Genomic DNA, 26154 nt, shown 5'->3' on the forward strand with positions numbered 1-26154 from the left:
ACCGGCTGTGTTATTTTGGAGGATATCTTCATGTCTTACAAAAAAGTAGTCGGCGCAGATTTGAAGTTTGTCGGTCAAAAGCAAACGCTCAAAGCATTGCGATCTGGCAAGGCGTCGGAAGTGATCATTGCGGATGACGCAGATGAACACGTAAAACAAGCATTGCTCGATGCGGCGAAACAAGCAAACGTTCCAGTCGTGAATGTTCCTTCTAAGCAAGAGCTTGGAAAAGCTTGTGGAATCGATGTCGCAGCAACCGCTGTTGCCATTAAGAAAGTTTGATAATGCGTTTTGTGTGGCGATGGAATGCCTGAGCCACGCAAAACGCTTCATTATGACTTTCGATGAACCACCCGGCTCGGTGGTTTTGAAATTTGTCATGAATTCAGGAAGGGAGGATCTCAAAGATGCCTACTATCAACCAATTAGTCCGTAAAGGACGTCAATCAAAAGTTGTGAAATCAGATTCGCCAGCGCTGAACAAAGGGTACAACAGCTTCATTAAAGCTCGTACTGACATCAGCTCACCACAAAAACGTGGTGTTTGTACTCGTGTAGGTACAATGACTCCGAAGAAACCGAACTCGGCTCTTCGTAAATACGCACGTGTACGTTTGACGAACACAATGGAAGTAACAGCTTACATCCCAGGTATCGGCCACAACCTTCAAGAGCACAGTGTTGTTCTTATCCGCGGCGGCCGCGTAAAAGACTTACCAGGGGTACGTTACCACATCGTTCGTGGTGCGCTTGATACAGCTGGTGTTGACGGCCGTATGCAAGGTCGTTCGAAATACGGTACTAAACGTCCTAAAGTTAAAAAATAATCTAGATATCTTAAGATATCACCTCACTATATGAAAGGAGGGACTCGGAATGCCACGTAAAGGTCAAGCAGAACGTCGTGATGTAATGGCTGATCCGATCTACAACTCTAAACTCGTTACCCGCCTTATCAACCGTCTTATGTTAGATGGTAAAAAAGGTACTGCTCAACAAATCTTATACAAAGCTTTCGAAACTATCGCTGAACGTTCAGGTCGCGATGCAATGGAAGTTTTTGAAGAAGCGATGAACAACATCATGCCAGTTCTTGAAGTTAAAGCACGCCGTGTAGGTGGAGCTAACTATCAAGTTCCTGTCGAAGTTCGCCCAGAGCGTCGTACGACACTCGCACTTCGTTACCTCGTGAACTACTCACGTCTCCGTAACGAAAAAACAATGGATGCGCGTCTTGCTAACGAAATCATGGACGCTGCAAACAACACTGGTGCTTCTGTTAAGAAGCGCGAAGATATGCACAAAATGGCGGAAGCGAACAAAGCGTTTGCTCACTACCGCTGGTAATTCCGAAAATCACCACCTCATGCATGCCATTTTTAATGGAATTATGGGGTGGCTTTCGGGTATAGTCATGACGTGTGGTAACACACGACCACTAAACTAAAATGCGAAAGGAGAATGTTTAAAGATGGCAAGAGAATTCTCCCTTAAGAACACTCGTAACATCGGGATCATGGCTCACATCGATGCTGGTAAAACAACAACGACTGAGCGTATCCTGTACTACACGGGTCGTATCCACAAGATTGGTGAAACGCACGAAGGTGCTTCACAAATGGACTGGATGGAGCAAGAGCAAGAGCGTGGGATCACGATTACATCGGCAGCAACAACTGCTCAATGGAAAGGTAACCGCGTAAACATCATCGATACACCTGGACACGTAGACTTCACAGTTGAAGTTGAACGTTCACTTCGCGTACTTGATGGTGCGGTAGCAGTACTTGACGCTCAGTCTGGTGTTGAGCCACAAACTGAGACAGTATGGCGCCAAGCTACAACTTACGGCGTACCACGTATCGTTTTCGTTAACAAAATGGATAAAATCGGTGCAGACTTCTTGTACTCGGTCGGAACGCTTCGCGAGCGCCTTCAAGCAAACGCACATGCGATCCAAATTCCAATTGGTGCGGAAGATGAATTCAAAGGAATCATCGACCTCGTCGAACAGAAAACATACATGTACGGTAACGATCTCGGAACTGACATCGAAGTGACTGACGGTTTCCCAGCTGATCTCGCTGATCAAGCTGAAGAACTCCGTGGATCATTGATCGAAGCAGTTGCGGATTACGAAGAAGAATTGATGATGAAATACCTCGAGGGTGAAGAAATCACAATCGACGAGTTGAAAGCGGCTATCCGTAAAGCAACTCTGACAGTTGACTTCTATCCTGTACTCGTAGGTTCGGCATTCAAGAACAAAGGTGTTCAGCTTATGCTTGACGCAGTTCTCGATTACCTCCCATCACCAATCGACGTAAAAGCGATCTCAGGTATCAACATGGATACGGATGAAGAAATCGTGCGTGAGTCTTCGGACGAAGCACCATTCTCTGCACTCGCATTCAAAGTTATGACTGACCCTTACGTCGGTAAATTGACGTTCTTCCGTGTGTACTCTGGTACAGCTTCGGCAGGATCGTACGTTAAAAACTCAACAAAAGGCAAACGTGAGCGTCTTGGACGTATCCTTCAAATGCACGCAAACAGCCGTGAAGAAATCCCGATGGTATACGCGGGTGACATCGCTGCAGCTGTAGGTTTGAAAGATACGACTACTGGAGATACGCTTTGTGCAGAGAAAGACAACGTCGTTCTCGAATCAATGACATTCCCAGAACCAGTTATCTCGGTCGCTATCGAACCAAAAACGAAAGCTGACCAAGATAAAATGGGTCAAGCCCTCGCTAAGCTTGCTGAAGAGGATCCAACGTTCCGCACTGAAACAAACCCAGAGACTGGTCAAACGATCATCTCAGGTATGGGTGAGCTTCACCTCGACATCATCGTTGACCGTATGCGTCGCGAGTTCAAAGTCGAAGCAAACGTTGGTGCTCCACAAGTAGCTTACCGTGAAACGATCCGCCAAGCGGCGAAGATCGATTCGAAGTTCGCTCGTCAATCTGGTGGTCGTGGTCAATATGGTCACGTCGTCGTAGAATTCGAGCCGAACGAAGAAGGCGCTGGCTTCGAGTTCAACAACAAAATCGTCGGTGGTGTTGTTCCACGTGAATACATCCCAGCGGTTGAGCACGGAATCGAAGAAGCACTTCAAAACGGTATCCTTGCTGGTTACCCGGTCGTTGACGTAAAAGCTTCACTCGTCTTCGGATCGTACCACGATGTCGACTCAAACGAGATGGCATTTAAAGTTGCGGCTTCAATGGCAGTCAAACAACTTAAAGATAAGAGCGGCGCTGTTATCCTTGAGCCAATGATGAAAGTTGAAATCGTCATCCCAGACGAATACATGGGAGACATCATGGGTGATGTTACATCACGCCGTGGTCGCGTAGAAGGTATGGAAGCACGCGGTAACGCTCAAGTTGTCCGTTCAATGATTCCACTTTCTGAAATGTTCGGATACGCTACTGGTCTTCGTTCACGCACACAAGGTCGCGGAACGTACTCGATGCACTTCGATCACTACGAAGAAGTACCGAAATCAGTTGCAGAAGAAATCATCAAAAAAGCAAACGGCTAATCCTTCACAGGTTGTCACGCTTTTATGATTAGTGTAAGCTAAGGAAGGTGTACGTTATCTTACGACTCACCTTCCTAGTTATAAAAAATTATTAGACACATAGAGGAGGAATTCAGAATGGGTAAGGAAAAATTCGACCGTTCTAAACCGCACGTTAACGTTGGTACAATCGGCCACGTCGACCACGGTAAAACAACTTTAACAGCAGCTATCTCAGCTGTACTTGCAAAATCACAAGGTAAAGCTGCAACTAAGTTTGACCAAATCGATGGTGCTCCAGAAGAGCGCGAGCGCGGTATCACAATCGCAACAGCTCACATCGAGTACGAAACAGAAAAACGCCACTATGCACACGTTGACTGCCCAGGTCACGCTGACTATGTTAAAAACATGATCACTGGTGCTGCACAAATGGACGGCGCGATCCTCGTTGTTTCTGCAACTGATGGTCCAATGCCACAAACACGTGAGCACATCTTGCTTTCACGTCAAGTAGGTGTTCCTTTCATCGTAGTATTCATGAACAAAGTTGACATGGTTGACGACGAAGAGCTTCTTGAGCTCGTCGAAATGGAAATCCGTGAGCTTCTTTCTGAGTATGACTTCCCAGGTGATGACCTCCCAGTTATCCAAGGTTCTGCTCTTGGCGCGCTTAACGGCGAAGCTAAATGGGAAGAAAAAATCATGGAACTCATGTCAGCTGTCGATGAGTACATCCCAGAACCAACTCGTGACACTGAAAAAGACTTCATGATGCCAGTTGAGGATGTCTTCTCAATCACTGGTCGTGGTACAGTTGCTACTGGCCGCGTTGAGCGTGGAGTTCTTAAAGTCAACGACGAGATCGAAATCGTTGGTCTTCACGAAGAAACTAAAAAATCAGTATGTACTGGTGTAGAGATGTTCCGTAAGCTTCTTGACTATGCTGAAGCTGGCGACAACATCGGTGCTCTTCTCCGTGGTGTATCACGTGACGACATCGAGCGTGGACAAGTTCTCGCGAAACCAAACACAATCACACCACACAAAAAGTTCAAAGCGCAAGTTTACGTTCTCTCTAAAGAAGAGGGTGGCCGTCACACGCCATTCTTCGGTAACTACCGTCCACAGTTCTACTTCCGTACAACTGACGTAACTGGTATGTGCCAACTTCCAGAAGGAACTGAAATGGTAATGCCTGGGGACAACATCGAATTGACTGTTGAACTCATCGCGCCAATCGCTCTTGAAAAAGAAACTCGTTTCTCAATCCGTGAAGGTGGCCGTACAGTAGGCGCTGGATCAGTTACAGAAATCGTTGAGTAATTTTTAAGACAAAAAGGTCTTCCGTCTCCCGTGGCGGAAGACCTTTTTTCATTTCTTTGAAAACAGTCTTGCAACATGGTCTGACATCTTATATACTGAGGAAAGTGTTTGTGCGAGTGGTGAGAGACTTGAATACATATTCTATTTTATTAGTGCTTGCAATCTTGCTGGTGATTCAGTATGATAGAATATGTTGGTCACAAACACAACGCGATGAAGCGGGAGGTTATGACACACCAGGCGGCATTGCCATGGCTAGTGTGGAAATTTCCGCGGAGAATGTCTATTTACAAAATAGGCGAAAAGGAGGGAAATAACATGGCAAATGAAAAAATTCGGATCCGTTTGAAAGCATACGATCACCGCGTGCTTGATCAATCGGCTGAGAAAATTGTCGACACAGCAAAACGTTCAGGTGCTACTGTATCTGGTCCGATCCCACTCCCAACGGAGAAAGCGGTCTACACAGTACTTCGTGCCGTTCACAAGTACAAAGATGCTCGTGAGCAGTTCGAAATGCGTACACACAAACGTTTGATCGACATCGTTAACCCAACACCGAAAACTGTTGATGCGCTTATGCGTCTCGAACTTCCATCGGGCGTTGACATCGAAATCAAACTTTAATTTTTCTTCTATAGATAGTTGATACTAGCCAGAAGATCAAAATCATTCAATATTAGGAGGTGTATCTCATGGCTAAAGGAATCTTAGGAACTAAACTCGGTATGACACAAATCTTCAACGAGTCAGGCGAAGTCGTCCCTGTTACTGTCGTTTCAGTCGAAGGTAACGTTGTTCTTCAATTGAAAACAACGGAAGTTGACGGTTACGAAGCAGTTCAACTCGGCTTTGGTGATATCAAAGAAGGTCGTCAAAACAAACCGCAAAAAGGTCACGCTGCGAAAGCAAACGCGACACCTAAGCGCTTCATTAAAGAAATCCGTACATCAGTAGCAGATTTCGAAATCGGTCAAGAGATTAAAGCAGATACTTTCGCTGCAGGCGAAATGGTTGATGTAACAGGTACGTCGAAAGGTAAAGGTTTCGCTGGTGCAATCAAGCGTCACAACCAATCACGTGGTCCAATGGCTCACGGTTCGCGTTACCACCGTCGCCCAGGTTCAATGGGTCCTGTTGCTCCTAACCGTGTATTCAAAGGGAAATTGCTCCCTGGACGCATGGGTGGAGAGCAAATCACTGTTCAAAACCTTGAAATCGTAAAAGTTGATGCAGAACGCGGCTTACTCCTCGTCAAGGGTGCTATCCCAGGCGCACGTAAGAGCCAAGTTGTCATCAAAACTGCGGTTAAAGGCAACTAATCCGTTTGCAAGGAAAGGAGGAATAACGAATGCCTAAAGTAGCTTTGCTTAACCAAACAGGTACACAAGTTGGAGACATCGAGCTCGCAGATGCCGTTTTCGGAATCGAGCCAAATGAAGCAGTCGTATACGATGCAATCGTCATGCAACAAGCTTCACGTCGCCAAGGTACACATGATACAAAAGGTCGCTCGGAAGTTCGCGGTGGCGGCCGTAAACCATGGAAACAAAAAGGTACTGGTCGTGCACGCCAAGGTTCGATCCGTTCGCCACAATGGGTTGGCGGTGGAACAGTCTTCGGTCCAACACCACGTTCGTACGCTTATAAACTTCCTAAAAAGGTTCGTCGTCTCGCACTTCGTTCAGCACTTTCTTCGAAAGTCGCTAACAACGAGTTCATCGTTCTTGAAGGATTGACAATCGATGCTCCTAAAACTAAGGACATGATCGCAGTATTCGCTGCTCTTTCAATCGAACGTAAAGTTCTCGTCGTTACTGCTGATTACAACGAGTCAGTCGTTCTTTCAACACGCAACATCCCAGGTGTCACAGTCGTTGACGCTGCAGGTGTAAACGTCCTTGATCTTGTCGCTCATGACAAAGTCATCATTACGAAGGACGCTGTTGCGAGAGTAGAGGAGGTGCTTGCATAATGGCACACACACACGACATTATCAAACGTCCTGTCATTACTGAACGTTCAGTAAACCAAATGGCTGAGAAAAAGTACACATTCGAAGTAGACGTGAAGGCATCTAAGACTCAAATCAAAGATGCAGTCGAAGCGATCTTCGGAGTGAAAGTTGACAAAGTCAACACATTGATCTCAAAACCAAAAGCAAAACGCGTAGGTCGTCACGCTGGTTACACAGCACGCCGCAAAAAAGCGGTCGTCACGCTTACTGCAGATAGCAAAGAACTCGATTACCTCGGTTAATCGGAACTCTGTAGAAAAGGAGGGAACTCTCGATGGGAATTAAAAAGTTTAAACCGACCACTAACGGTCGTCGTAATATGACTGCACTTGACTTTGCTGAGATTACGGCTTCACGTCCTGAAAAATCGTTAACTGAAAAGCTTTCGAAAAAGGGCGGACGTAACAACCAAGGTCGCTTGACAGTACGTCACCAAGGTGGCGGACACAAACGTAAATATCGTATCATCGACTTCAAACGGAACAAGGATGGCATCGCTGGTCGTGTCGCTACAATTGAGTACGATCCAAACCGCTCTGCTAACATCGCATTGATCCACTACATCGATGGTGAAAAACGCTACATCCTCGCACCGAAAGGCTTGAAAGTAGACATGCAAGTCATGGCTGGACCAGAAGCTGACATTAAAGTCGGTAATGCTCTTCCACTTTCAAACATCCCAGTCGGTACGTTGATCCACAACATCGAACTTAAGCCAGGTAAAGGTGGTCAGCTCGTTCGCGCAGCTGGTACTTCTGCTCAGCTTCTCGGTAAAGATGGTAAATACGCGATCGTTCGTCTTCAATCAGGCGAAACTCGTATGATCCTTGCTACTTGCCGTGCAACAGTCGGCGCTGTCGGTAATGAAGAGCACGAGCTCGTCAATATCGGTAAAGCTGGTCGTTCACGCTGGCTCGGAAAACGTCCTACAGTTCGTGGTTCTGTTATGAACCCAGTCGATCACCCACACGGTGGTGGTGAAGGACGTGCTCCAATCGGTCGTTCGGGCCCACTTACTCCTTGGGGTAAACCGGCACTCGGATACAAAACTCGTAAGAAAAACAAAGCGAGCGATAAATATATCGTCCGTCGTTCTAAAAAATAATTACATGATTTCTGGACGGTTCGTAGGAACCGTTCCTGAATCATGCCAAAGGGAGGTACAACTATGGGTCGCAGCTTGAAAAAAGGTCCATTCGCAGATCACCATCTGCTCGCTAAGGTTGATAAAGCCAACGAAGCTGGTGACAAACATGTCATCAAAACTTGGTCACGCCGCTCGACAATCTTCCCAGAGTTCATCGGTCACACGATCGCTGTCTACGATGGTCGTAAACACGTACCGGTTTACGTGACAGAAGATATGGTCGGTCACAAACTTGGTGAATTCGCTCCAACACGTTCTTACAAAGGACATGCTGGAAACGATAAGAAAACGAAACGTTAATCTGAGGGGAGGTACTCATTATGCAATCAAAAGCATCGGCTAATATGGTTCGCATTGCTCCTCGTAAGGCACGTCTCGTAGTAGACTTAATCCGCGGGAAGCAAATCGGCGAAGCACTTTCGATTCTTGCTTACACGAACAAGGCAGCAACGCCAATCGTTGAGAAAGTATTGAAATCGGCAATCGCGAACGCTGAGCACAACTTCGACATGAACATCGAAAACCTCGTAGTCACTGAGGCTTACGTAAACGAAGGTCCAACGCTCAAACGTTTCCGCCCACGTGCAATGGGTCGCGCAAGCCGCATCAACAAACGTACGAGCCACGTTCACATCGTGGTATCTGAAAAATAAGGAGGGATTACCGTGGGTCAGAAGATTAACCCAACTGGTCTTCGCGTAGGTATCATCAAAGACTGGGAATCACGTTGGTTCGCAGATAAAGACTATGCTGATCTCCTTCATGAAGACTACGTAGTTCGTGAATATATCGAAAAACGTCTTAAAGACGCTAGTGTCTCTAAAGTAGAAATCGAGCGCGCAGCTAACCGCTTGAACATCTCACTTCACACTGCTAAGCCTGGTATGGTTATCGGTAAAGGCGGTTCTGAAATCGAAACACTTCGTAAAGACATCACTAACCTTGCAAAAGGCAAACGCGTTCACGTTAACGTCGTTGAAGTGAAAAACCCGGATGCAGTTGCTAAGCTCGTCGCTGAGAACATCGCTCGCCAACTTGAAGGTCGCGTATCGTTCCGTCGTGCTATGAAGCAATCAATCCAACGCTCAATGCGTTCTGGTATCAAAGGAATCAAGACTGAAGTTTCTGGTCGTCTTGGTGGCGCTGATATCGCTCGTTCTGAGAAGTATTCGGAAGGAACAGTTCCACTTCATACACTCCGTGCAGACATCGATTACGGTACTGCAGAAGCTGATACAACTTACGGCAAAATTGGCGTAAAAGTATGGCTCCACCACGGTGAAGTGCTTCCTACGAAAAAAGCAGCAGCAAACGAAGAATAATCCACATCCGTCTAGGGAAGGAGGCAACACAACATGTTGTTACCAAAACGTGTAAAATATCGTCGTGTTCACCGCGGCAACATGCGTGGTAAAGCGAAACGTGGTACTACAGTACACTTCGGCGAGTTCGGTATCCAAGCTCAAGAAGCTAGCTGGATCACTAGCCGTCAAATCGAATCAGCGCGTATCGCGATGACTCGTTATATGAAACGTGGTGGTAAAGTGTGGATCAAGATCTTCCCACACAAGCCATACACTAAAAAACCTCTTGAAGTCCGAATGGGTTCAGGTAAAGGTGCTCCGGAGGGCTGGGTAGCAGTCGTCAAACCGGGTAAAGTAATGTTCGAAATCGCAGGAGTATCGGAAGAGATCGCACGCGAAGCTCTCCGTCTTGCATCACACAAACTTCCAGTAAAATGTAAGTTCGTAAAACGTGAAGAAAATGGTGGTGATACGAATGAAAGCAACTGATCTCCGTCAGCAAACAACTGAAGAGCTTAACGGTAAAGTCGGTTCGTGGAAAGAAGAGTTGTTCAACCTTCGTTTCCAACTCGCGACTGGTCAGCTTGAGAACCCTGCTCGTATCCGTGAAGTGCGCAAGTCGATTGCACGCGCGAAAACCGTTCTTCGTGAACGCGAACTCGGCATCAACAACGCATAATTCACTCGGATTCTGAGAGGAGGAACACTCAATGGAACGCACTAACAACCGCAAAGTGTTAACTGGACGCGTCGTTTCTGACAAAATGGACAAAACGATCGTAGTTACAGTTGAAACAAAAGTAAAGCACAAGCTTTACGGCAAACGCGTAAACTACTCTAAAAAGTACAAAGCGCATGATGAAAACAACACAGCTAAAATCGGTGATGTTGTACGCATTCAAGAAACACGTCCATTATCTAAGGACAAACGTTTCCGTCTCGTAGAAGTCATTGAAGAAGCAGTAATCATCTAAACTCTAATTAGTTCGGGTGAATAAACATCCGGAGGGAGGTACAATCGTATGATTCAACAAGAATCTCGCTTAAAAGTAGCAGACAACTCAGGAGCTCGTGAAGTCTTGACGATCAAAGTCCTCGGTGGTTCTGGTCGTAAAACTGCTAACATCGGTGACGTTATTGTTTGTACAGTAAAACAAGCAACACCAGGTGGCGTTGTCAAAAAAGGTGAAGTTGTACGCGCAGTAGTCGTTCGTACTAAACGTGGCGTTCGTCGTAAAGACGGTTCGTACATCCGTTTTGACGAAAACGCAGCAGTCATCATCAAAGATGACAAAAGCCCACGTGGCACACGTATCTTCGGACCAGTCGCACGCGAACTTCGTGAAAAAGACTTCATGAAGATCGTCTCGTTGGCACCGGAAGTACTTTAATTCCAAAGAATTCCTACAAGGAGGTGCTCTAACGATGCATGTCAAAAAAGGTGATAAAGTTCAGGTTATGACTGGTAAAGACAAAGGCAAACAAGGCGTTGTCCTTACAGCTATGCCTAAAAAAGATCGCGTAATCGTCGAAGGCGTTAACATGATCAAAAAACACTCAAAACCTTCTCAACTCAACCCGCAAGGCGGAATTGTCGAGAAAGAAGCACCGATTCACGTATCGAACGTTATGCTCATCGACCCTAAGACAGGTAACCCAACACGCGTTGGTTTCACTGTGGTTGACGGCAAGAAAGTACGTATCGCTAAAAAATCGGGCGAAGCTTTAGATAAATAAGAAGATTTAAAGAAAGGAGGTCCACTTTCTGATGAACCGTTTAAAAGCTAAATACCAAGACGAAATCGTCAAAGTAATGATGGAGAAATTCAACTACAGTTCTGTAATGCAAGCGCCGAAAGTCGATAAAATCGTAATCAACATGGGTGTTGGTGACGCTGTTACGAACTCTAAGGCACTTGACATGGCAGTCGAAGAGCTTCAGCTCCTCACTGGTCAGAAGCCACTCATCACGAAAGCTAAGAAATCAATCGCTGGTTTCAAACTTCGTGAAGGTATGCCAATCGGTGCGAAGGTTACACTTCGTGGCGAGCGCATGTACGAATTCCTCGACAAGTTGATCAACGTGTCACTTCCACGTGTACGTGACTTCCGTGGCGTATCGAAAAAATCTTTCGATGGCCGTGGTAACTACACGCTAGGCGTGAAGGAACAATTGATCTTCCCAGAGATCGACTACGATCGCGTATCGAAAGTCCGTGGTATGGACATCGTTATCGTAACTACTGCTAACACGGATGAAGAGTCACGTGAGCTTCTCACATCACTCGGCATGCCATTCCAAAAATAAGGGAGGTCGACAACATGGCTAAGAAATCAATGATCGCACGTGAAGTAAAACGTCAAGCACTCGTTGAGCGCTTCGCAGAAAAACGCGCAGAATTGAAAGCACAAGGCGACTACATCGGCTTGAGCAAACTCCCACGTAACTCTTCAGCGGTTCGTTTACACAACCGTTGTAGTATCACTGGCCGTCCACACGGTTACATTGGTAAATTCGGTATCAGCCGTATTAAGTTCCGTGATCTTGCTCATAAAGGTCAAATCCCTGGTGTTAAAAAAGCAAGCTGGTAATTCATTAAAGTTGTGAAAGGAGGTACATCGCATGGTTATGACAGATCCGATTGCAGATATGCTTACACGCATTCGTAATGCAAACATGGTTCGCCATGAGAAGTTGGAAATGCCAGCTTCTACAATCAAACGTGAAGTCGCTGAAATCCTCAAACGTGAAGGTTTCATCCGCGATGTTGAATATCTCGAGGACAGCAAACAAGGTACGCTCCGCGTATTCCTTAAATACGGCGCAAGCAACGAGCGCGTTATCACTGGACTCAAACGTATCTCGAAACCAGGTCTTCGCGTTTACGCGAAAGCTGATGAAATCCCGAAAGTACTCGGTGGTCTCGGAATCGCTATCGTTTCAACATCTAAAGGTGTAATGACTGACAAAGAAGCTCGCCAACAAAAAGTCGGCGGCGAAGTGATCGCATACATCTGGTAATACACGCATAAAAAGAACGGAGGTGTCTTAAATGTCACGTATTGGTAAAAAGCCAGTCGTCATCCCAGCAGGCGTTACAGTAACAGTTGAAAACAACACGGTTACGGTAAAAGGTCCTAAAGGGGAACTCACACGCGAGTTCAGCCCAGCTATGGCGATCAACGTAGAAGGTAATGAATTGACTGTCACTCGTCCGAACGACGAGAAAGCAAGCCGTACGATCCACGGAACGACTCGTGCGCTTATCGCGAACATGGTCGAAGGTGTAAACAACGGTTTCGCTAAGACACTCGATATCCAAGGTGTTGGTTACCGTGCACAAAAGCAAGGTAACAAAATCGTACTCAACCTCGGTTACTCACACCCAATCGAGTACACTCCGGAACAAGGCATCGAAGTCGAAGTTCCTACGAATACGCAACTCATCGTTCGCGGAATCAGCAAAGAACGTGTTGGTCACGTCGCTGCATTGATCCGTTCGTACCGTCAGCCTGAGCCGTACAAAGGTAAAGGTATTCGTTACAGTGATGAAGTCGTTCGTCGTAAAGAAGGTAAAACAGGTAAGTAATTCGCGAATGCGAATTGACCGGAAAGGAGTGGCATAAATGATCTCAAAGGCAGATAAAAACGCTACGCGTAAAAAACGTCATGGTCGTGTCCGTCGTACAATCATCGGGACAGCAACACGTCCACGTATGAACGTATTCCGTTCGAACAAGAACATTTACGTACAAGTCATTGACGATGCAACACATGCAACACTCGCATCTGCATCATCACTCGACCTTGAAAAAGGCAACACGACTGACGCTGCAACAGCAGTTGGTAAGCTTGCAGCTGAGCGCGCTCTTGAAAAGGGTATCGAAACAGTCGTTTTCGACCGTGGAGGATATCTCTATCATGGACGTATCAAAGCTGTAGCTGAAGCAGCTCGTGAAGCTGGTCTCAAATTCTAATAGAAAAGGAGGGAACCTCTACATGCGCCAGTTAGAAATTAACATGGATCAACTCGAAGAACGCGTTGTTACCGTAAACCGCGTCGCGAAAGTAGTAAAAGGTGGCCGTCGCTTCCGTTTTGCTGCACTCGTCGTCGTTGGTGACAAGAATGGTCACGTAGGTTTCGGTACGGGTAAAGCTCAGGAAGTGCCTGAAGCGATCCGTAAAGCAATCGAAGATGCTAAGAAAAACATGGTTAACGTCCCAATCGTTAACACAACAATTCCACACGAAGTCAACGGTGTATTCGGTGCAGGTCACGTCTTCTTGAAGCCTGCTTCTGAAGGTACTGGAGTCATCGCTGGTGGTCCAGTTCGTGCGGTTCTCGAATTAGCGGGAATCAACGACATTCTTTCAAAATCACTTGGATCAAGCACTCCAATCAACATGGTTCGTGCGACTGTTCAAGGTCTCACATCACTCAAACGTGCTGAAGAAGTTGCGAAACTCCGCGGTAAAACCGTCGAAGAACTTCGCGGTTAAGAAAGGGAGGGAAAACAGATGGCGAAACTCGCAGTTACCCTCACACGCAGCATGATCGGTCGTCCGGAGAACCAACGCGTTACTACTCGTACGCTTGGTCTCCGTAAGATGCACCAGACTGTTGTCGTACCTGACAACGCTGCTATGCGTGGGATGATTAACCACGTGTCACACTTAGTGACAGTAAAAGAAATTCAAGAGTAATAGTTCGATATAATTTTATGAGGAGGTGCCCCACTATGAAACTCCATGAATTGAAACCAGCTGCTGGTTCACGTTCAGAACGCAACCGTGTAGGTCGCGGTATGTCTTCTGGTAACGGTAAGACTTCTGGCCGTGGTCACAAAGGTCAAAAAGCTCGTTCAGGCGGTGGTGTTCGTCCAGGTTTCGAAGGTGGACAAAACCCACTTTACCGTCGTTTACCAAAACGCGGCTTCAACAACCCAACTCGTAAAGAGTTCGCGGTCATTAACCTTGACACACTCAACCGTTTTGAAGAAGGAACTGAAATCACTCCAGAACTTCTTGTCGAGACTCGTACAGTCAAAGGCATGAAAGACGGCGTTAAGATCCTTTCTAACGGTAAGATCGAAAAGAAACTAACAGTTAAAGCTCATAAGTTCTCCGAAGCTGCGAAGCAAGCGATCGAAGCTGCCGGCGGTACGGTTGAGGTGATCTAATGTTTCAAGCGATCTCCAATATGTGGCGCGTAGCTGACATTCGTCGGCGCATTCTCTTTACCTTGGCAATGGTCATCGTGTTCCGGATCGGAGCACATATCCCAGTGCCAATGGTAAACACGGAAGTGTTCAAGATCGACCAGAATGGTATTCTTGGTTTCTTGAACTCGTTCGGTGGGAATGCTTTGCAGAATTTCTCACTCTTTGCGATGGGAATCATGCCGTATATCACGGCCTCGATCGTTGTCCAACTCTTACAGATGGACGTTGTTCCAAAGTTTGCCGAATGGGCAAAACAAGGAGAGGCGGGCCGTAAGAAGTTAGCAACGGTAACGCGCTATGGAACGATCGTACTCGGCTTAGTCCAAGCGTTTGGAATCGCGCTTGGATTTAACCGTATCTACCCAGGTCTTGTCGACGAACAGTTCGGCACCTGGACATACGTTATGATTGCACTCGTATTGACAGCGGGAACAGCATTCTTGATGTTCATCGGTGAACTCATCACGGAGAAGGGCATTGGTAACGGGATATCAATGATCATCTTCGCTGGGATCGTCGCGGGCTTCCCGAATGCATTCCGCCAGATTTACGAAACGAAGCTCCAAAATGCAGGGGATGCTTTGTTTGTAAACGTGCTTTATATCGTACTTTTACTTTTAATCATGATCGCGGTCATCGTCGGAGTCATCTATGTCCAGCAAGCTGCACGTAAGATTCCGATTCAGTACGCTAAGCGTACGGTGAACCGGACACCAGTTGGCGGTCAATCGGCACACTTGCCGATCAAATTGAACGCTGCCGGTGTTATTCCAGTCATCTTCGCGGTGTCGTTCATGGTGACGCCACCAACGATTGCGAGTTTCTTTGCAAGTCCGGAAACGGCAACGAAGATCCGTGACATTTTCGACTATACGAGTCCAATCGGTATGTCGATTTATGTGGCACTGATCATCGCGTTCTCGTACTTCTACACATTCGTTCAGGTTAACCCAGAACAAATGGCAGAGAACCTTCAAAAACAAGGCGGATACATTCCTGGTATTCGTCCTGGTAAGCAAACGGAGCAGTACATCACGAAGATTCTATACCGTCTGACATTCTTCGGTTCACTCTTCCTCGCTGTCATCGCGGTGACGCCGACATTCTTCATTAAGTTTGCTGGCTTACCGAACTCGGTGCAGATTGGTGGAACGAGCTTGCTGATCGTCATCGGTGTAGGACTAGAAACGATGAAACAGATTGAAAGCCAATTGGTTAAACGACACTACAAAGGCTTTATCCGATAAGGCGGGAGGAAGGGGACCATCCCTTTCCTTTCTGTTGTGTCTATAGAGCTATAGAAGTGGAGGCTACCGACATGAATCTAGTATTGATGGGTTTGCCGGGTGCTGGTAAAGGAACGCAAGCTGCGAAAATTATCGAAGATTATGCGATCCCCCACATCTCGACAGGCGACATGTTCCGCGCGGCGATCAAAGATTCGACGCCACTCGGGCAAGAAGCGAAATCATACATGGATAAAGGGGAACTCGTTCCGGACGAAGTCACAATCGGCATCGTACGTGAGCGTCTCGCCAAAGAAGACTGTGCAAATGGTTTTCTCCTTGACGGTTTCCCACGCACAGTGAAACAAGCCGATGCTCTTGAAGCATTACTTGAAGATCTGGGCAAACAAATTGATCACGTCATCCACATCGGTGTGGATCCGGAGAAACTTGTCCCTCGTTTGACGGGTCGCCGGATTTGCCCAACTTGTGGAGCAACGTATCATGTTCTCTATAACCCACCAAAAGTGGAGGGAATCTGTGATATCGACGGATCAGCACTTGTACAACGTGAAGATGACCAAGAGGAGACAGTACGTCGTCGCTTGGAAGTCAACGTCGCACAAGCGCAACCTTTGATTGACTTTTACGCAGAAAAAGGGTATCTTCGTAATTTGGACGGTGATCGTCCAATCAACGATGTATATTCCGATGTTCAGGCACTCCTTGGTGATCAGTAATGATCATCACGAAAGCGCCGCGTGAAATCGACATCATGCGTAAAGCAGGACAAATCGTCGCCCGGACGCATAAGGAGCTCCAAGCTCACATTCGTCCTGGTATCACGACGGGGCAACTCGACGCGATCGCTGAACGCTATATTCGAAGTCAAGGGGCAACACCATCGTTTAAAGGGTATAATGGTTTCACGGGTAGCATCTGTGCTTCCGTGAACGAAGAGCTTGTCCATGGTATTCCGGGAGATCGTGTACTTCAGGACGGTGACATCATCTCGATTGACATCGGAGCAGAGTACAATGGGTATCACGGAGATTCAGCCTGGACATATCCGGTAGGTACAATCTCTGAAGAGACGAAGCGGTTACTTGACGTAACTGAAGAATCTCTGTATAAAGGATTGGAGCGCGCCAAAGCTGGCGTGCACCTGACAGATATTTCGCATGCGATTCAGTCACATGTTGAAGCAGCGAATTTTTCTGTAGTCCGCGAATATGTGGGCCACGGCGTGGGACAAAATTTGCATGAAGATCCGCAAATTCCACATTATGGACCACCGGGGAAAGGGCCGCGCCTGAAAACCGGCATGACACTGGCAATTGAGCCAATGGTCAATGTCGGGAAACGCTATGTTCGCACACTATCCGACAATTGGACGGTAGTGACGGTGGACGGTAGCATGTGCGCCCACTTTGAGCACACCATCGCCATCACAGACGACGGCTACGAGATCTTAACGGTCGATGCAGAGTGAGCTGTGCGCGTTATTGGTGTCACCTTTCTATAAGCCAGTATCCACTCGTGTTTGTGACCGATGATCTCTCAATGGCTCTTGTAGAAAGCCCCTAGCGCTACAAATCGTCTGGGCTCCCAATCAACTTTATAGAGAAAGGGGTATAATTGATGGCGAAACAAGATGTAATCGAAGTGGAAGGTACGGTTATCGAGCCGCTTCCAAACGCGATGTTTAAGGTGGAGTTAGAAAACGGCCACACGGTCCTCGCGCACGTCTCAGGAAAAATTCGGATGCACTTCATTCGAATCTTGCCAGGAGATAAAGTAACGGTTGAGTTGTCACCATACGACTTGACTCGCGGACGGATCACATACCGTTTCAAATAAAAACTCCGATTTTTTCAGGAGGAGGTATTCACAATGAAAGTAAGACCTTCGGTTAAACCGATCTGTGAAAAATGTAAAGTTATCCGCCGTAAAGGCAAAGTAATGGTTATTTGCGAAAACCCTAAGCATAAACAAAAACAAGGGTAATTAAACAAGGAGGTGCACACATGGCACGTATTGCTGGTGTAGATATTCCACGTGAGAAACGCATCGTCATCTCACTCACTTACATCTATGGTGTTGGTAAAACGACTGCTCAAAAAGTCTTAAAAGAAACTGGTATCTCTGAAGATACTCGTACTCGCGACTTGACTGAGGAACAATTGAACCAACTTCGTGATGGTTTAGACAAAATCAAAGTTGAGGGTGACCTTCGTCGTGAAATCTCACTCAACATCAAACGTTTGATCGAAATCGGTTGCTACCGTGGTGTTCGTCACCGTCGTGGTCTTCCAGTTCGTGGTCAAAACACTAAAAACAACTCGCGTACTCGTAAAGGCCCACGCCGTACAGTAGCGAACAAGAAGAAGTAAGGGAGGGTAAACTAAAATGGCAAAACGTAAACAGAACGTTCGTAGTAAACGTAAAGTCAAAAAGAATATTGAGTCTGGTATCGTGCATATCCGTTCAACATTCAACAACACAATCGTTACGATCACTGATGTGCAAGGGAATGCAATCTCTTGGGCAACTGCAGGTAACATGGGCTTCAAAGGCTCACGTAAATCGACTCCTTTCGCTGCACAAATGGCATCTGAAACAGCTGCTAAAACAGCAATGGATAACGGTATGCGTACTGTAGAAGTTAACGTTAAAGGTCCTGGTGCAGGTCGTGAAGCAGCTATCCGTGCTCTTCAAGCGATCGGTCTCGAAGTCACTGCAATCCGTGACGTCACTCCAGTACCACACAACGGTTGCCGCCCTCCAAAACGTCGTCGCGTGTAACCCGTCTTGTACTGCAGAGCGGGGATTCGAGTAGACTTTTGTTGATCGTTTGACCAAGCAAGGCAGTAGAAACGTACACAAGGCGGTTGGCGATTGAATGCGATGGCCAACATGACGATATTCAAGGAGGGGTTCAGATGATCGAAATCGAAAAACCGAAGATTGAAACGATCGAGTTAAGCGAGAACGCTACGTTTGGTAAATTCGTAGTTGAGCCGCTTGAGCGTGGATTCGGTACAACGCTTGGTAACTCATTGCGTCGTATCCTATTGTCTTCACTTCCGGGTGCTGCAGTCACTGCAGTCCAAATCGATGGCGTTCTTCATGAGTTCTCGACGATTGATGGCGTTGTAGAAGACGTTACCCAAATCATCTTGAACCTTAAGAAACTCGCCCTCAAAGTGTATTCGGAAGAAGAGAAAACGCTTGAGATCGATATTCAAGGCGCTGGTGTTGTCACTGCTGCGAACATTACGCATGACAGCGACGTCGAAATCCTCAACCCAGAACTTCACATCGCAACGCTTGCAGAAGGTGCATCACTTCATATGCGTCTAACAGCACGCCGTGGTCGTGGGTATGTTCAGGCTGAAGATAACAAACGGGACGATATGCCAATCGGTGTAATCCCAATCGACTCGATTTACACGCCAATTCAACGTGTAAATTATCAAGTTGAAAAAACACGTGTTGGTCAAGATGCGAGCTTCGATAAGTTGACGCTTGATGTTTGGACGGACGGTTCAATCCGCCCTGAAGAAGCAGTGTCACTCGGTGCAAAAATCATGACAGAACACTTAAACATCTTTGTTGGTCTTACGGACGAAGCGCTCCATGCTGAAATCATGGTCGAAAAGGAAGAAGATCAAAAAGAAAAAGTACTCGAAATGACGATCGAAGAACTCGATCTTTCAGTTCGTTCGTACAACTGTTTGAAACGCGCTGGTATCAACACGGTTCAAGAACTCGCGAACAAGAGCGAAGACGAGATGATGAAAGTCCGTAACCTCGGACGTAAATCACTCGAGGAAGTTCAAGCGAAACTCGACGAACTCGGACTAGGCTTGCGCAAAGAAGACTAATACTATTAATTGCACGAAGGAGGGAATCCATCCATGGCATACTCGAAATTAGGCCGTACAAGCTCACAACGTAAGGCACTTTTGCGTGACCTTGCGACTGATCTCATCATCAATGAGCGTATCCAAACTACAGAACAAAAAGCGAAGGAACTTCGTCCAGTCGTAGAGAAACTCATCACTTTAGGTAAACGCGGTGATCTCCACGCTCGTCGTCAAGTTGCATCGTTCGTTCGCCGTGAAGCTGCTGGTCAAAACGCAGAGGGCAAAGCACAAGACGCGATCCAAAAATTATTCGCTGATGTGGCTCCACGTTTTGCTGAGCGTCAAGGTGGTTACACACGTATCATGAAAATGGGACCACGTCGTGGTGACGGCGCAGAAATGGTCATCATCGAACTCGTTTAATCCTCATTAAATGATTCGCCATAAAAGGGCAGTGCGTATCCCGCTTCTGCCCTTTTGCTACAAAATGAAAGTATTGATTTGATGAAGGAGGAGAGACGATGAACAAGCTGATTGAACTGGAACAGGTCACCTATCGGTATCCGGAACAGGAACAAGCAGCCTTACAAGAAGTCTCTCTGACGCTTCGTTCTGGTGAATGGGTCGCCATCGTTGGTCACAACGGCTCTGGAAAATCAACGCTGACGAAATTGTTTAATGGATTATTGTTACCAGAGACAGGAACCGTTACGGTTGCTGAGCGCTTTTCAAGTGCGAATCCGGAGCAACTGTGGGAGATGCGCCGAGCAATCGGAATCGTCTTCCAAAATCCAGATAATCAATTCGTTGGCACGACCGTGCGCGACGACGTGGCATTCGCCTTAGAAAACTGGGGGGTACCACGCGAGGAAATGGTTCGTCGTATCGACGACAGTCTAGCGCGCGTTGGCCTTACGGATTTTGTTGATCGGGAACCCCATCAACTATCCGGCGGACAGAAGCAGCGTGTCGCAATCGCTTCGGCGCTTGCGATGCGCCCTGATGTTCTCGTGCTTGATGAAGCCACATCAATGCTTGATCCATTAGCACGGCAAGAGGTCATGTCGACCGTTCAGGAACTCCATGCGACCCACCCAATGGCGGTCATCGCGATTACACACGAATTAGACGAAGTATTACGGGCTAGTCGTGTCATCGTAATGGATGCCGGGAAAATCGTATTAGAAGGATCCCCTCAGGAAGTCTTTCGTCATACATCGTTCTTAGAAGACATCGGACTCGATGTTCCATTCGTTGTTCGGGTACAAGAACGCTTACGGGCGCAAGGTCTCTCACTCGAGGAGACGATACTAGATGAAAGAGAATTGGTGAACCGTTTATGCCAATCTTAATCCAGGAATTAAATTATACGTATCAACTCAATAGTCCGTTCGAACGAGTCGCGCTACGTGATGTGAATCTTGAGATTCCGTCAGGGGCGCTTGTTGCGTTTGTAGGGCATACTGGATCCGGGAAATCGACGCTCGTGCAGCATATCAATGGTCTGCTCAAGCCGACAGCGGGGAAGGTACAAGTGGACGATATCATCGTCGAACCAAAGAAAAAACAGGACCTCAAGCCATTAAGACGTCGCGTCGGGCTTGTTTTTCAATATCCAGAATATCAATTGTTCGAAGAGACGGTTTTAAAAGATGTTATGTTCGGTCCGATGAATTTTGGTCATGACGCCGCGACTGCTGAGCAATTAGCAAAAGAAGCGTTACGGACTGTTGGACTCGATGAAGTCTTTTGGAGTCGTTCGCCGTTTGACCTGTCTGGTGGGCAAATGAGGCGTGTAGCAATTGCTGGCGTACTCGCTAGTCAACCAGACGTGTTGATCGTCGATGAGCCGACGGCAGGACTCGATCCGCAAGGGCGCAAGCATATGCTGAGTCTATTTGCTCGACTTCATGCGGAGACAGGGCTGACGTTACTCTTAATCACGCACGATATGGATCAGGTGCTTGAGTATGCCGAACGTGTCATCGTCATGGAAGACGCCCAAGTGGCGTTTGACGGGCTACCGCTCGACTTATTCCGAGAAGAGACGTTACTTGAGCAGTTTCATCTCGATCTCCCACACGTGTTGTCGCTTGCTTGGCAAGTGGCGGATCAGCGTGGGCTGGAGCGTCCGGAAATTAGGACGGAGACAGAATTGATCGATTGGTTGATGACGAAAGGGGTGAGCGAATGATCGTTGGACAACATATTCCTGGTCAGTCGTATTTACACCGCTCGTCAGCGCTCGCAAAGATCATTTTTGCCTTTTGCTTCATTCCACTCGTCTTTCTTGCGAACAATGCAGCAACGAACATTTTTTTACTCGTCTTTACGTTTCTCGCACTCATGAGTAGTCAGTTGCCGCTTCGGTATGTTCTAAAGGGTCTACGACCCATTCTGTTTCTGATCGTCTTTACGTTCGTCATCCAGCTCTTCTTTACACGTGAAGGTGCTGTGATTTTCGAACTTGGCTGGTTACGGATCTATGAAGAAGGACTGCGACTCGCGATCATCGTCTCGTTGCGTTTCTTCTATCTGGTCTCGATCACGACACTCGTCACGCTGACGACGTCGCCAATCGAACTGACGGATGCGATTGAATTGTTATTGAAGCCGTTCAAGGTCGTTCGTGTTCCAACGCATGAGATTGCGCTTATGTTATCGATCTCGCTTCGATTCCTGCCGACCTTAGCAGAAGAGACAGAGAAGATCATGAAGGCACAGCAAGCACGTGGCGTTGATTTGGCTGCTGGACCAATCAAGGAACGGGTGCGGGCGATCATTCCTTTATTGATTCCCTTATTCATCTCTGCCTTTAAACGAGCAGAGGATCTCGCGACAGCGATGGAAGCGCGGGGATATCGTGGAGGAGAGGGGCGGACCCGTTTACGTGAATCCAAGTGGACGATGCGCGATACCGGTCTAATAATTTTACTCGTCCTCATTACGATCAGTTTAGTAGGATTGCGAGGTATTGGCTGATGCGTCGTTTAAAATGTACGATTCAATATGACGGAACCGGCTACGCCGGGTATCAAGTTCAACCTAATGGATTGACGATTCAAGAAGTGATCGAAACGACGCTTGCGCGGATGCACAAACATCCGGTTAAAATCATTGGATCGGGACGGACCGATGCGAGAGTCCATGCTTACGGGCAAGTCATTCATTTTGACACAGAACTCTCGATTCCTCCAGAGAACGTCGTTAAGGCACTCAATACGCTCTTACCAGCGGATATCCGTGTTCGGAGCTGCGAGGAAGTCGAACCGGCCTTCGAAGCACGTTACGACGTCATAGGGAAGGAATATCGCTATTTCGTCCGCCGCGAAGAAAATGCATTTCGTCGGAATCTGTCGGTCCATATTCCGTACCCGTTCGATCTCGAGCGAATCCGTCAAGGGATGGCTCATCTCGTCGGGACGCATGACTTTAGTTCGTTCTGTGTCGCGAAGACGGAAACGGATAACCGTGTCCGGACGATTTACGAGGCAGAGTTGATGACGGTCGGTGACGAACTTGTCTTTCGGTTCCAGGGCAGTGGGTTTCTTTATAATCAAATTCGGATCATGGTCGGGACGTTACTCGACGTCGGACGCGGTCGTTTTGCACCAGAGGACATTAAAAAAATGTTGCTGGCAAAGGACCGGAACGTCGCGGGCGTGACGGCACCTCCCCATGGACTCTATCTATGGGAAGTTTTCTATCCGGAGTGAAAAAAGGCAATTGACATTGGTCATTAAAAAACATACAATGTTTATTGGCATTTCATTTATTATGAAACCACAATCTTAGCCCCGTACACCTAAGATTATGATAGATTCACCTAGTGAATAAATGAAAAATCAAAAACAGAACTTTTAATTCCTTAGGAGGTATTTTACATGCGCACAACTTTCATGGCGAAAGCTACTGATGTAGAACGCAAATGGCTCCTTATCGACGCTGAAGGTAAAACACTCGGTCGCCTTGCGAGCGAAGTGTCATCACTTCTCCGTGGTAAGCACAAGCCTACGTTCACACCACACGTTGACTGTGGGGATAACGTTATCCTCATCAACGTTGAGAAAATCGTTTTAACTGGTAACAAACTCGACAAAAAAGTCTACTACCGTCACTCTGGTCATCCAGGCGGCTTAAAGCAGACTGTTGCACGCGATATGCTTGCTAACAAACCTGAGCGCATGCTTGAACTCGCGATCAAAGGGATGCTTCCAAAAGGTAGCCTCGGTCGTCAAATGTTCAACAAACTCCACGTCTACGCTGGAGCTGCACACAAGCACGAAGCACAACAACCAGAAGTTTACGAACTTCGCGGTTAATACGAATTTAGGAGGAACTACACGATGGCAGATGTACGTTACTACGGCACTGGTCGCCGGAAACACGCGGCAGCGCGCGTTTTCCTCGTTGCTGGAGACGGTAAAGTCACAGTTAACGGTCGCGATATCAGCGAATACTTCGGTTATGAGACATTGATCATGACTGCAAAAGAACCACTCGTAATCACAGAAACAGAAGGCAAGTACGATGTAATCGTAACGGTCAAAGGCGGCGGCTTCACTGGTCAAGCAGGCGCTATCCGTCACGGTATCTCACGTGCTCTTCTTCAAGCGGATCCAGAATTCCGCGGCGCACTTAAAGCGAAAGGCTTCTTGACTCGTGATGCTCGTATGAAAGAGCGTAAAAAATACGGTCTTAAAGCAGCTCGTCGTGCACCACAGTTCTCGAAACGTTAATTCTTTTCGAATCCCTCTCACCCTTGTGGTGGGAGGTTTTTTTGTGTATAAAAAAACCGCTCGCCTGACACGGTGTCAGAACAGCGGTTAAAGTTAGGTCGATTTGGTTATGCGTAATCGGTGCAATATTGTCAGAAGAATGTAGAGGATGACGATCGTCAGCGGGATGCTCCAAAGAAATAGAGATTGTATGAATGCGATAGGTGTGTGTGTCGTCGTTTGACCAACCTTTCCTGTAAAAGAAATTTCTTCACTCAAGAGGATGGCATTGTCCGGTAACTCCGTCTTGGTAGCTACGGTGGGCTGGAGCATAAAGTAAAGGATAAAGCTAAGATGCAAGAGGCATGTGACGCCGAGCGTCCAAATAATACGTTTTTTCATATACTACTCCTTTTGATGTCAGTTAGAATCGTTCTGCATTCCATAAGTATAGCGGATTTTGTTTTCGGGAACAGGAAACAAAGGGGAGTGAGCATAGATGGCATTATCGATCAGTTGGTTACTCGAGCGAGCGAATCGGAAGTTGAATGCTTCAGGACTTTCACCGGAAGTTGCGAGGCGAACACGTGAAGTCATCCGGGAGATGCATACGCAAGGAATTTATGTCGGTGTCGCGCAAGGGTATCGTTCCATTGCCGAGCAGAATCGTTTGTATGCACAAGGACGGACGACTCCGGGATCGATTGTGACGAATGCACGCGGGGGACAATCCAATCATAATCGTGGAATTGCCGTCGATCTCTTTCAATATTCCAAGGATGGTACACAAGCACTGTTTCGAAATGATCCAGCTTTTCAGACGATTGTCACTGCCATGAAACGACGTGGCTTTTCTTGGGGTGGAGACTGGACGAGTTTTAAGGACTATCCACATTTTGAATTACTGACAGTTTCTAAAGGGACGACGAAAGAGAGTGCAATCGTTCCATATCCAGGGCGTCCGCTGTATCAAGGTGCCGCCAATATGAATCCACGCGATATCGAACGGATCCAGCGGGCAGTTAAATCAACGGTCACTCGACGCTTTGATGCGGAGACGGTTCGAAAGGTACGTGCCTACCAAACACGTCAAGGACTCGACGTCGATGGTGTCGTAGGTCCAACCACATGGAATCGGATGTTCTAAGTAGGGTGTTCGATTCCATGAAAGGATGAAAAAGAGTGGCGGACATGGAAAAGTCATCCTTTCCGGTGTCGAAATGTGCAAGCGCTCTCTTATTTTTGTTATACTAATAAGGATTAAATCGAACGTTTTCAGGGGGAAGGCACTATGTTGAATGAACAAGAAATTCGCGAGGTAGTCGGAACGCTCGTCGATCCGACGATTGACCGCCCGCTTGCAGATACGAACGGCATTCGTGACGTCCGGATTAAAGGTGATTATGTCAGTCTCAAAATCGCTTTAGCTCAATCTGGTTCTGGGGAGCAACTCGTGCTCCAACAGCAAATCGTCAAGGAACTAAAAGAAAAAGGATTCAAAACGGTTGGACTTCGCTTTGAGGCACTTGGTGACCACGGGATTCAAGCGGCAACGACACCATCGATCCTCAAACCGGAATCCGGTACGACATTCATCGCGATTGCTTCCGGTAAAGGCGGCGTCGGGAAATCGACCGTATCCGTTAACTTAGCAGTTGCACTTGCACGAGCAGGGAAGAAGGTTGGTTTGATTGATGCCGATATCTATGGCTTTAGTGTACCTGACATGATGGGGATTGAAACACGACCGACTGTCGTCAACGACCGGATTGTTCCACCAGAGCGTTTTGGCGTC

43 protein-coding genes (1 of these 43 running past the window's edge) are annotated in these 26154 nt (G+C 47.2%); all 43 read left to right on the forward strand.

Annotation, left to right across the window (positions count from 1 at the left end; genetic code table 11):
* The first annotated feature begins 30 nt into the window (after positions 1–30).
* Positions 31–282, forward strand: a complete 252-nt coding sequence (locus K6T22_RS00650; protein WP_023466620.1) for a ribosomal L7Ae/L30e/S12e/Gadd45 family protein — start codon at positions 31–33, stop codon at positions 280–282.
* A 125-nt stretch (positions 283–407) separates the two neighbouring features.
* Positions 408–827, forward strand: a complete 420-nt coding sequence (rpsL, locus tag K6T22_RS00655) for a 30S ribosomal protein S12 (RefSeq protein WP_023466621.1) — start codon at positions 408–410, stop codon at positions 825–827.
* A 49-nt stretch (positions 828–876) separates the two neighbouring features.
* Positions 877–1347 carry a 30S ribosomal protein S7 gene (rpsG, locus tag K6T22_RS00660; RefSeq protein ID WP_023466623.1) on the forward strand — a complete coding sequence of 157 codons (471 nt, stop codon included), beginning with the start codon at positions 877–879 and terminating at the stop codon, positions 1345–1347.
* A gap of 124 nt (positions 1348–1471) precedes the next feature.
* Positions 1472–3550, forward strand: a complete 2079-nt coding sequence (fusA, locus tag K6T22_RS00665; RefSeq protein WP_238238398.1) for an elongation factor G — start codon at positions 1472–1474, stop codon at positions 3548–3550.
* A gap of 117 nt (positions 3551–3667) precedes the next feature.
* A complete protein-coding gene (gene tuf / locus K6T22_RS00670) occupies positions 3668–4855 on the forward strand; it encodes an elongation factor Tu (RefSeq protein ID WP_238238399.1) in 1188 nt (395 codons plus the stop codon).
* Between the two features lie 318 nt (positions 4856–5173).
* The gene (gene rpsJ, locus K6T22_RS00675; protein WP_029343090.1) at positions 5174–5482 is read left to right on the forward strand and encodes a 30S ribosomal protein S10; all 309 of its coding nucleotides are present in this window, start codon (positions 5174–5176) and stop codon (positions 5480–5482) included.
* Between the two features lie 68 nt (positions 5483–5550).
* Positions 5551–6177 carry a 50S ribosomal protein L3 gene (rplC, locus tag K6T22_RS00680; protein ID WP_023466629.1) on the forward strand — a complete coding sequence of 209 codons (627 nt, stop codon included), beginning with the start codon at positions 5551–5553 and terminating at the stop codon, positions 6175–6177.
* A gap of 29 nt (positions 6178–6206) precedes the next feature.
* Positions 6207–6830 (forward strand): 50S ribosomal protein L4, encoded by a 624-nt coding sequence (gene rplD, locus K6T22_RS00685; protein WP_023466630.1) that lies wholly within the window; start codon positions 6207–6209, stop codon positions 6828–6830.
* Positions 6830–7114, forward strand: a complete 285-nt coding sequence (gene rplW, locus K6T22_RS00690) for a 50S ribosomal protein L23 (RefSeq protein WP_023466631.1) — start codon at positions 6830–6832, stop codon at positions 7112–7114. The genes rplD and rplW overlap by 1 nt, the downstream gene beginning before the upstream one ends.
* 32 nt (positions 7115–7146) lie before the next feature.
* Positions 7147–7977: a 50S ribosomal protein L2 gene (gene rplB, locus K6T22_RS00695; protein ID WP_023466632.1), complete on the forward strand. Its 831-nt coding sequence runs from the start codon at positions 7147–7149 to the stop codon at positions 7975–7977.
* Between the two features lie 63 nt (positions 7978–8040).
* Complete coding sequence (gene rpsS, locus K6T22_RS00700) at positions 8041–8319, forward strand: 30S ribosomal protein S19 (protein WP_012369013.1); 279 nt, start codon at positions 8041–8043, stop codon at positions 8317–8319.
* A gap of 20 nt (positions 8320–8339) precedes the next feature.
* Positions 8340–8672: a 50S ribosomal protein L22 gene (gene rplV / locus K6T22_RS00705; RefSeq protein WP_012369014.1), complete on the forward strand. Its 333-nt coding sequence runs from the start codon at positions 8340–8342 to the stop codon at positions 8670–8672.
* Positions 8673–8684: 12 nt separating this feature from the next.
* On the forward strand, positions 8685–9341 hold the full coding sequence (rpsC, locus tag K6T22_RS00710; protein WP_023466633.1) for a 30S ribosomal protein S3: 657 nt from the start codon (positions 8685–8687) through the stop codon (positions 9339–9341).
* Positions 9342–9374: 33 nt separating this feature from the next.
* Complete coding sequence (gene rplP, locus K6T22_RS00715; RefSeq protein WP_012369016.1) at positions 9375–9812, forward strand: 50S ribosomal protein L16; 438 nt, start codon at positions 9375–9377, stop codon at positions 9810–9812.
* Positions 9799–10002, forward strand: coding sequence for a 50S ribosomal protein L29 (gene rpmC, locus K6T22_RS00720; RefSeq protein WP_012369017.1), 204 nt, complete (start codon positions 9799–9801; stop codon positions 10000–10002). The genes rplP and rpmC overlap by 14 nt, the downstream gene beginning before the upstream one ends.
* Before the next feature lie 31 nt (positions 10003–10033).
* The gene (rpsQ, locus tag K6T22_RS00725; RefSeq protein WP_023466634.1) at positions 10034–10297 is read left to right on the forward strand and encodes a 30S ribosomal protein S17; all 264 of its coding nucleotides are present in this window, start codon (positions 10034–10036) and stop codon (positions 10295–10297) included.
* A 48-nt stretch (positions 10298–10345) separates the two neighbouring features.
* Entirely contained in the window at positions 10346–10714 is a 369-nt protein-coding gene (gene rplN / locus K6T22_RS00730) for a 50S ribosomal protein L14 (RefSeq protein WP_012369019.1), read from the forward strand.
* A gap of 34 nt (positions 10715–10748) precedes the next feature.
* Positions 10749–11060, forward strand: a complete 312-nt coding sequence (gene rplX, locus K6T22_RS00735; RefSeq protein ID WP_012369020.1) for a 50S ribosomal protein L24 — start codon at positions 10749–10751, stop codon at positions 11058–11060.
* 31 nt (positions 11061–11091) lie between these two features.
* Positions 11092–11631, forward strand: coding sequence for a 50S ribosomal protein L5 (gene rplE / locus K6T22_RS00740; RefSeq protein WP_053451739.1), 540 nt, complete (start codon positions 11092–11094; stop codon positions 11629–11631).
* Positions 11632–11645: 14 nt separating this feature from the next.
* Positions 11646–11915: a 30S ribosomal protein S14 gene (rpsN, locus tag K6T22_RS00745; RefSeq protein WP_035413163.1), complete on the forward strand. Its 270-nt coding sequence runs from the start codon at positions 11646–11648 to the stop codon at positions 11913–11915.
* 31 nt (positions 11916–11946) lie between these two features.
* On the forward strand, positions 11947–12345 hold the full coding sequence (rpsH, locus tag K6T22_RS00750) for a 30S ribosomal protein S8 (RefSeq protein WP_012369023.1): 399 nt from the start codon (positions 11947–11949) through the stop codon (positions 12343–12345).
* Between the two features lie 31 nt (positions 12346–12376).
* Complete coding sequence (rplF, locus tag K6T22_RS00755; RefSeq protein ID WP_029343091.1) at positions 12377–12913, forward strand: 50S ribosomal protein L6; 537 nt, start codon at positions 12377–12379, stop codon at positions 12911–12913.
* A gap of 37 nt (positions 12914–12950) precedes the next feature.
* On the forward strand, positions 12951–13301 hold the full coding sequence (gene rplR, locus K6T22_RS00760) for a 50S ribosomal protein L18 (protein ID WP_029343092.1): 351 nt from the start codon (positions 12951–12953) through the stop codon (positions 13299–13301).
* A 22-nt stretch (positions 13302–13323) separates the two neighbouring features.
* Positions 13324–13824, forward strand: coding sequence for a 30S ribosomal protein S5 (gene rpsE / locus K6T22_RS00765; protein ID WP_050677141.1), 501 nt, complete (start codon positions 13324–13326; stop codon positions 13822–13824).
* Positions 13825–13842: 18 nt separating this feature from the next.
* Entirely contained in the window at positions 13843–14028 is a 186-nt protein-coding gene (rpmD, locus tag K6T22_RS00770; RefSeq protein ID WP_023466640.1) for a 50S ribosomal protein L30, read from the forward strand.
* A gap of 35 nt (positions 14029–14063) precedes the next feature.
* Positions 14064–14504 carry a 50S ribosomal protein L15 gene (gene rplO / locus K6T22_RS00775; RefSeq protein ID WP_047390602.1) on the forward strand — a complete coding sequence of 147 codons (441 nt, stop codon included), beginning with the start codon at positions 14064–14066 and terminating at the stop codon, positions 14502–14504.
* Positions 14504–15793 (forward strand): preprotein translocase subunit SecY, encoded by a 1290-nt coding sequence (secY, locus tag K6T22_RS00780; RefSeq protein WP_238238400.1) that lies wholly within the window; start codon positions 14504–14506, stop codon positions 15791–15793. The genes rplO and secY overlap by 1 nt, the downstream gene beginning before the upstream one ends.
* 71 nt (positions 15794–15864) lie before the next feature.
* The gene (locus K6T22_RS00785) at positions 15865–16512 is read left to right on the forward strand and encodes an adenylate kinase (protein ID WP_023466643.1); all 648 of its coding nucleotides are present in this window, start codon (positions 15865–15867) and stop codon (positions 16510–16512) included.
* Positions 16512–17264 carry a type I methionyl aminopeptidase gene (gene map, locus K6T22_RS00790; RefSeq protein WP_023466644.1) on the forward strand — a complete coding sequence of 251 codons (753 nt, stop codon included), beginning with the start codon at positions 16512–16514 and terminating at the stop codon, positions 17262–17264. The genes K6T22_RS00785 and map overlap by 1 nt, the downstream gene beginning before the upstream one ends.
* A 149-nt stretch (positions 17265–17413) precedes the next feature.
* Positions 17414–17632, forward strand: coding sequence for a translation initiation factor IF-1 (gene infA, locus K6T22_RS00795; RefSeq protein ID WP_012369032.1), 219 nt, complete (start codon positions 17414–17416; stop codon positions 17630–17632).
* A 33-nt stretch (positions 17633–17665) separates the two neighbouring features.
* Positions 17666–17779, forward strand: a complete 114-nt coding sequence (gene rpmJ, locus K6T22_RS00800) for a 50S ribosomal protein L36 (protein WP_003156543.1) — start codon at positions 17666–17668, stop codon at positions 17777–17779.
* Between the two features lie 20 nt (positions 17780–17799).
* Complete coding sequence (rpsM, locus tag K6T22_RS00805) at positions 17800–18165, forward strand: 30S ribosomal protein S13 (RefSeq protein WP_023466646.1); 366 nt, start codon at positions 17800–17802, stop codon at positions 18163–18165.
* A gap of 16 nt (positions 18166–18181) precedes the next feature.
* Positions 18182–18577, forward strand: coding sequence for a 30S ribosomal protein S11 (rpsK, locus tag K6T22_RS00810; protein ID WP_053451737.1), 396 nt, complete (start codon positions 18182–18184; stop codon positions 18575–18577).
* Between the two features lie 137 nt (positions 18578–18714).
* On the forward strand, positions 18715–19659 hold the full coding sequence (locus K6T22_RS00815) for a DNA-directed RNA polymerase subunit alpha (RefSeq protein ID WP_023466648.1): 945 nt from the start codon (positions 18715–18717) through the stop codon (positions 19657–19659).
* A 33-nt stretch (positions 19660–19692) separates the two neighbouring features.
* Positions 19693–20064 (forward strand): 50S ribosomal protein L17, encoded by a 372-nt coding sequence (gene rplQ / locus K6T22_RS00820; RefSeq protein ID WP_023466649.1) that lies wholly within the window; start codon positions 19693–19695, stop codon positions 20062–20064.
* Between the two features lie 98 nt (positions 20065–20162).
* Complete coding sequence (locus tag K6T22_RS00825; protein ID WP_238238401.1) at positions 20163–20993, forward strand: energy-coupling factor ABC transporter ATP-binding protein; 831 nt, start codon at positions 20163–20165, stop codon at positions 20991–20993.
* Positions 20981–21835: an energy-coupling factor transporter ATPase gene (locus K6T22_RS00830; RefSeq protein ID WP_238238402.1), complete on the forward strand. Its 855-nt coding sequence runs from the start codon at positions 20981–20983 to the stop codon at positions 21833–21835. Before K6T22_RS00825 ends, K6T22_RS00830 begins: the two co-directional genes overlap by 13 nt.
* Positions 21832–22623, forward strand: coding sequence for an energy-coupling factor transporter transmembrane component T family protein (locus K6T22_RS00835; protein ID WP_238238404.1), 792 nt, complete (start codon positions 21832–21834; stop codon positions 22621–22623). The genes K6T22_RS00830 and K6T22_RS00835 overlap by 4 nt, the downstream gene beginning before the upstream one ends.
* Entirely contained in the window at positions 22623–23357 is a 735-nt protein-coding gene (gene truA / locus K6T22_RS00840) for a tRNA pseudouridine(38-40) synthase TruA (protein WP_238238405.1), read from the forward strand. The genes K6T22_RS00835 and truA overlap by 1 nt, the downstream gene beginning before the upstream one ends.
* A gap of 168 nt (positions 23358–23525) precedes the next feature.
* Complete coding sequence (gene rplM, locus K6T22_RS00845; RefSeq protein ID WP_023466654.1) at positions 23526–23963, forward strand: 50S ribosomal protein L13; 438 nt, start codon at positions 23526–23528, stop codon at positions 23961–23963.
* A gap of 24 nt (positions 23964–23987) precedes the next feature.
* Complete coding sequence (gene rpsI, locus K6T22_RS00850; RefSeq protein ID WP_023466655.1) at positions 23988–24380, forward strand: 30S ribosomal protein S9; 393 nt, start codon at positions 23988–23990, stop codon at positions 24378–24380.
* A gap of 478 nt (positions 24381–24858) precedes the next feature.
* Positions 24859–25506, forward strand: a complete 648-nt coding sequence (locus K6T22_RS00855; protein WP_238238406.1) for a M15 family metallopeptidase — start codon at positions 24859–24861, stop codon at positions 25504–25506.
* Between the two features lie 144 nt (positions 25507–25650).
* Positions 25651–26154 carry the beginning of an Mrp/NBP35 family ATP-binding protein gene (locus tag K6T22_RS00860; RefSeq protein WP_023466657.1) on the forward strand. 528 nt of this gene lie beyond the right edge of the window, so 504 of the gene's 1032 nt are visible here — the first part of the coding sequence; the start codon lies at positions 25651–25653; its stop codon lies off the right edge, out of view.

Source organism: Exiguobacterium acetylicum (assembly GCF_022170825.1).
In the GTDB taxonomy this organism is placed as follows: domain Bacteria; phylum Bacillota; class Bacilli; order Exiguobacteriales; family Exiguobacteriaceae; genus Exiguobacterium_A; species Exiguobacterium_A acetylicum_B.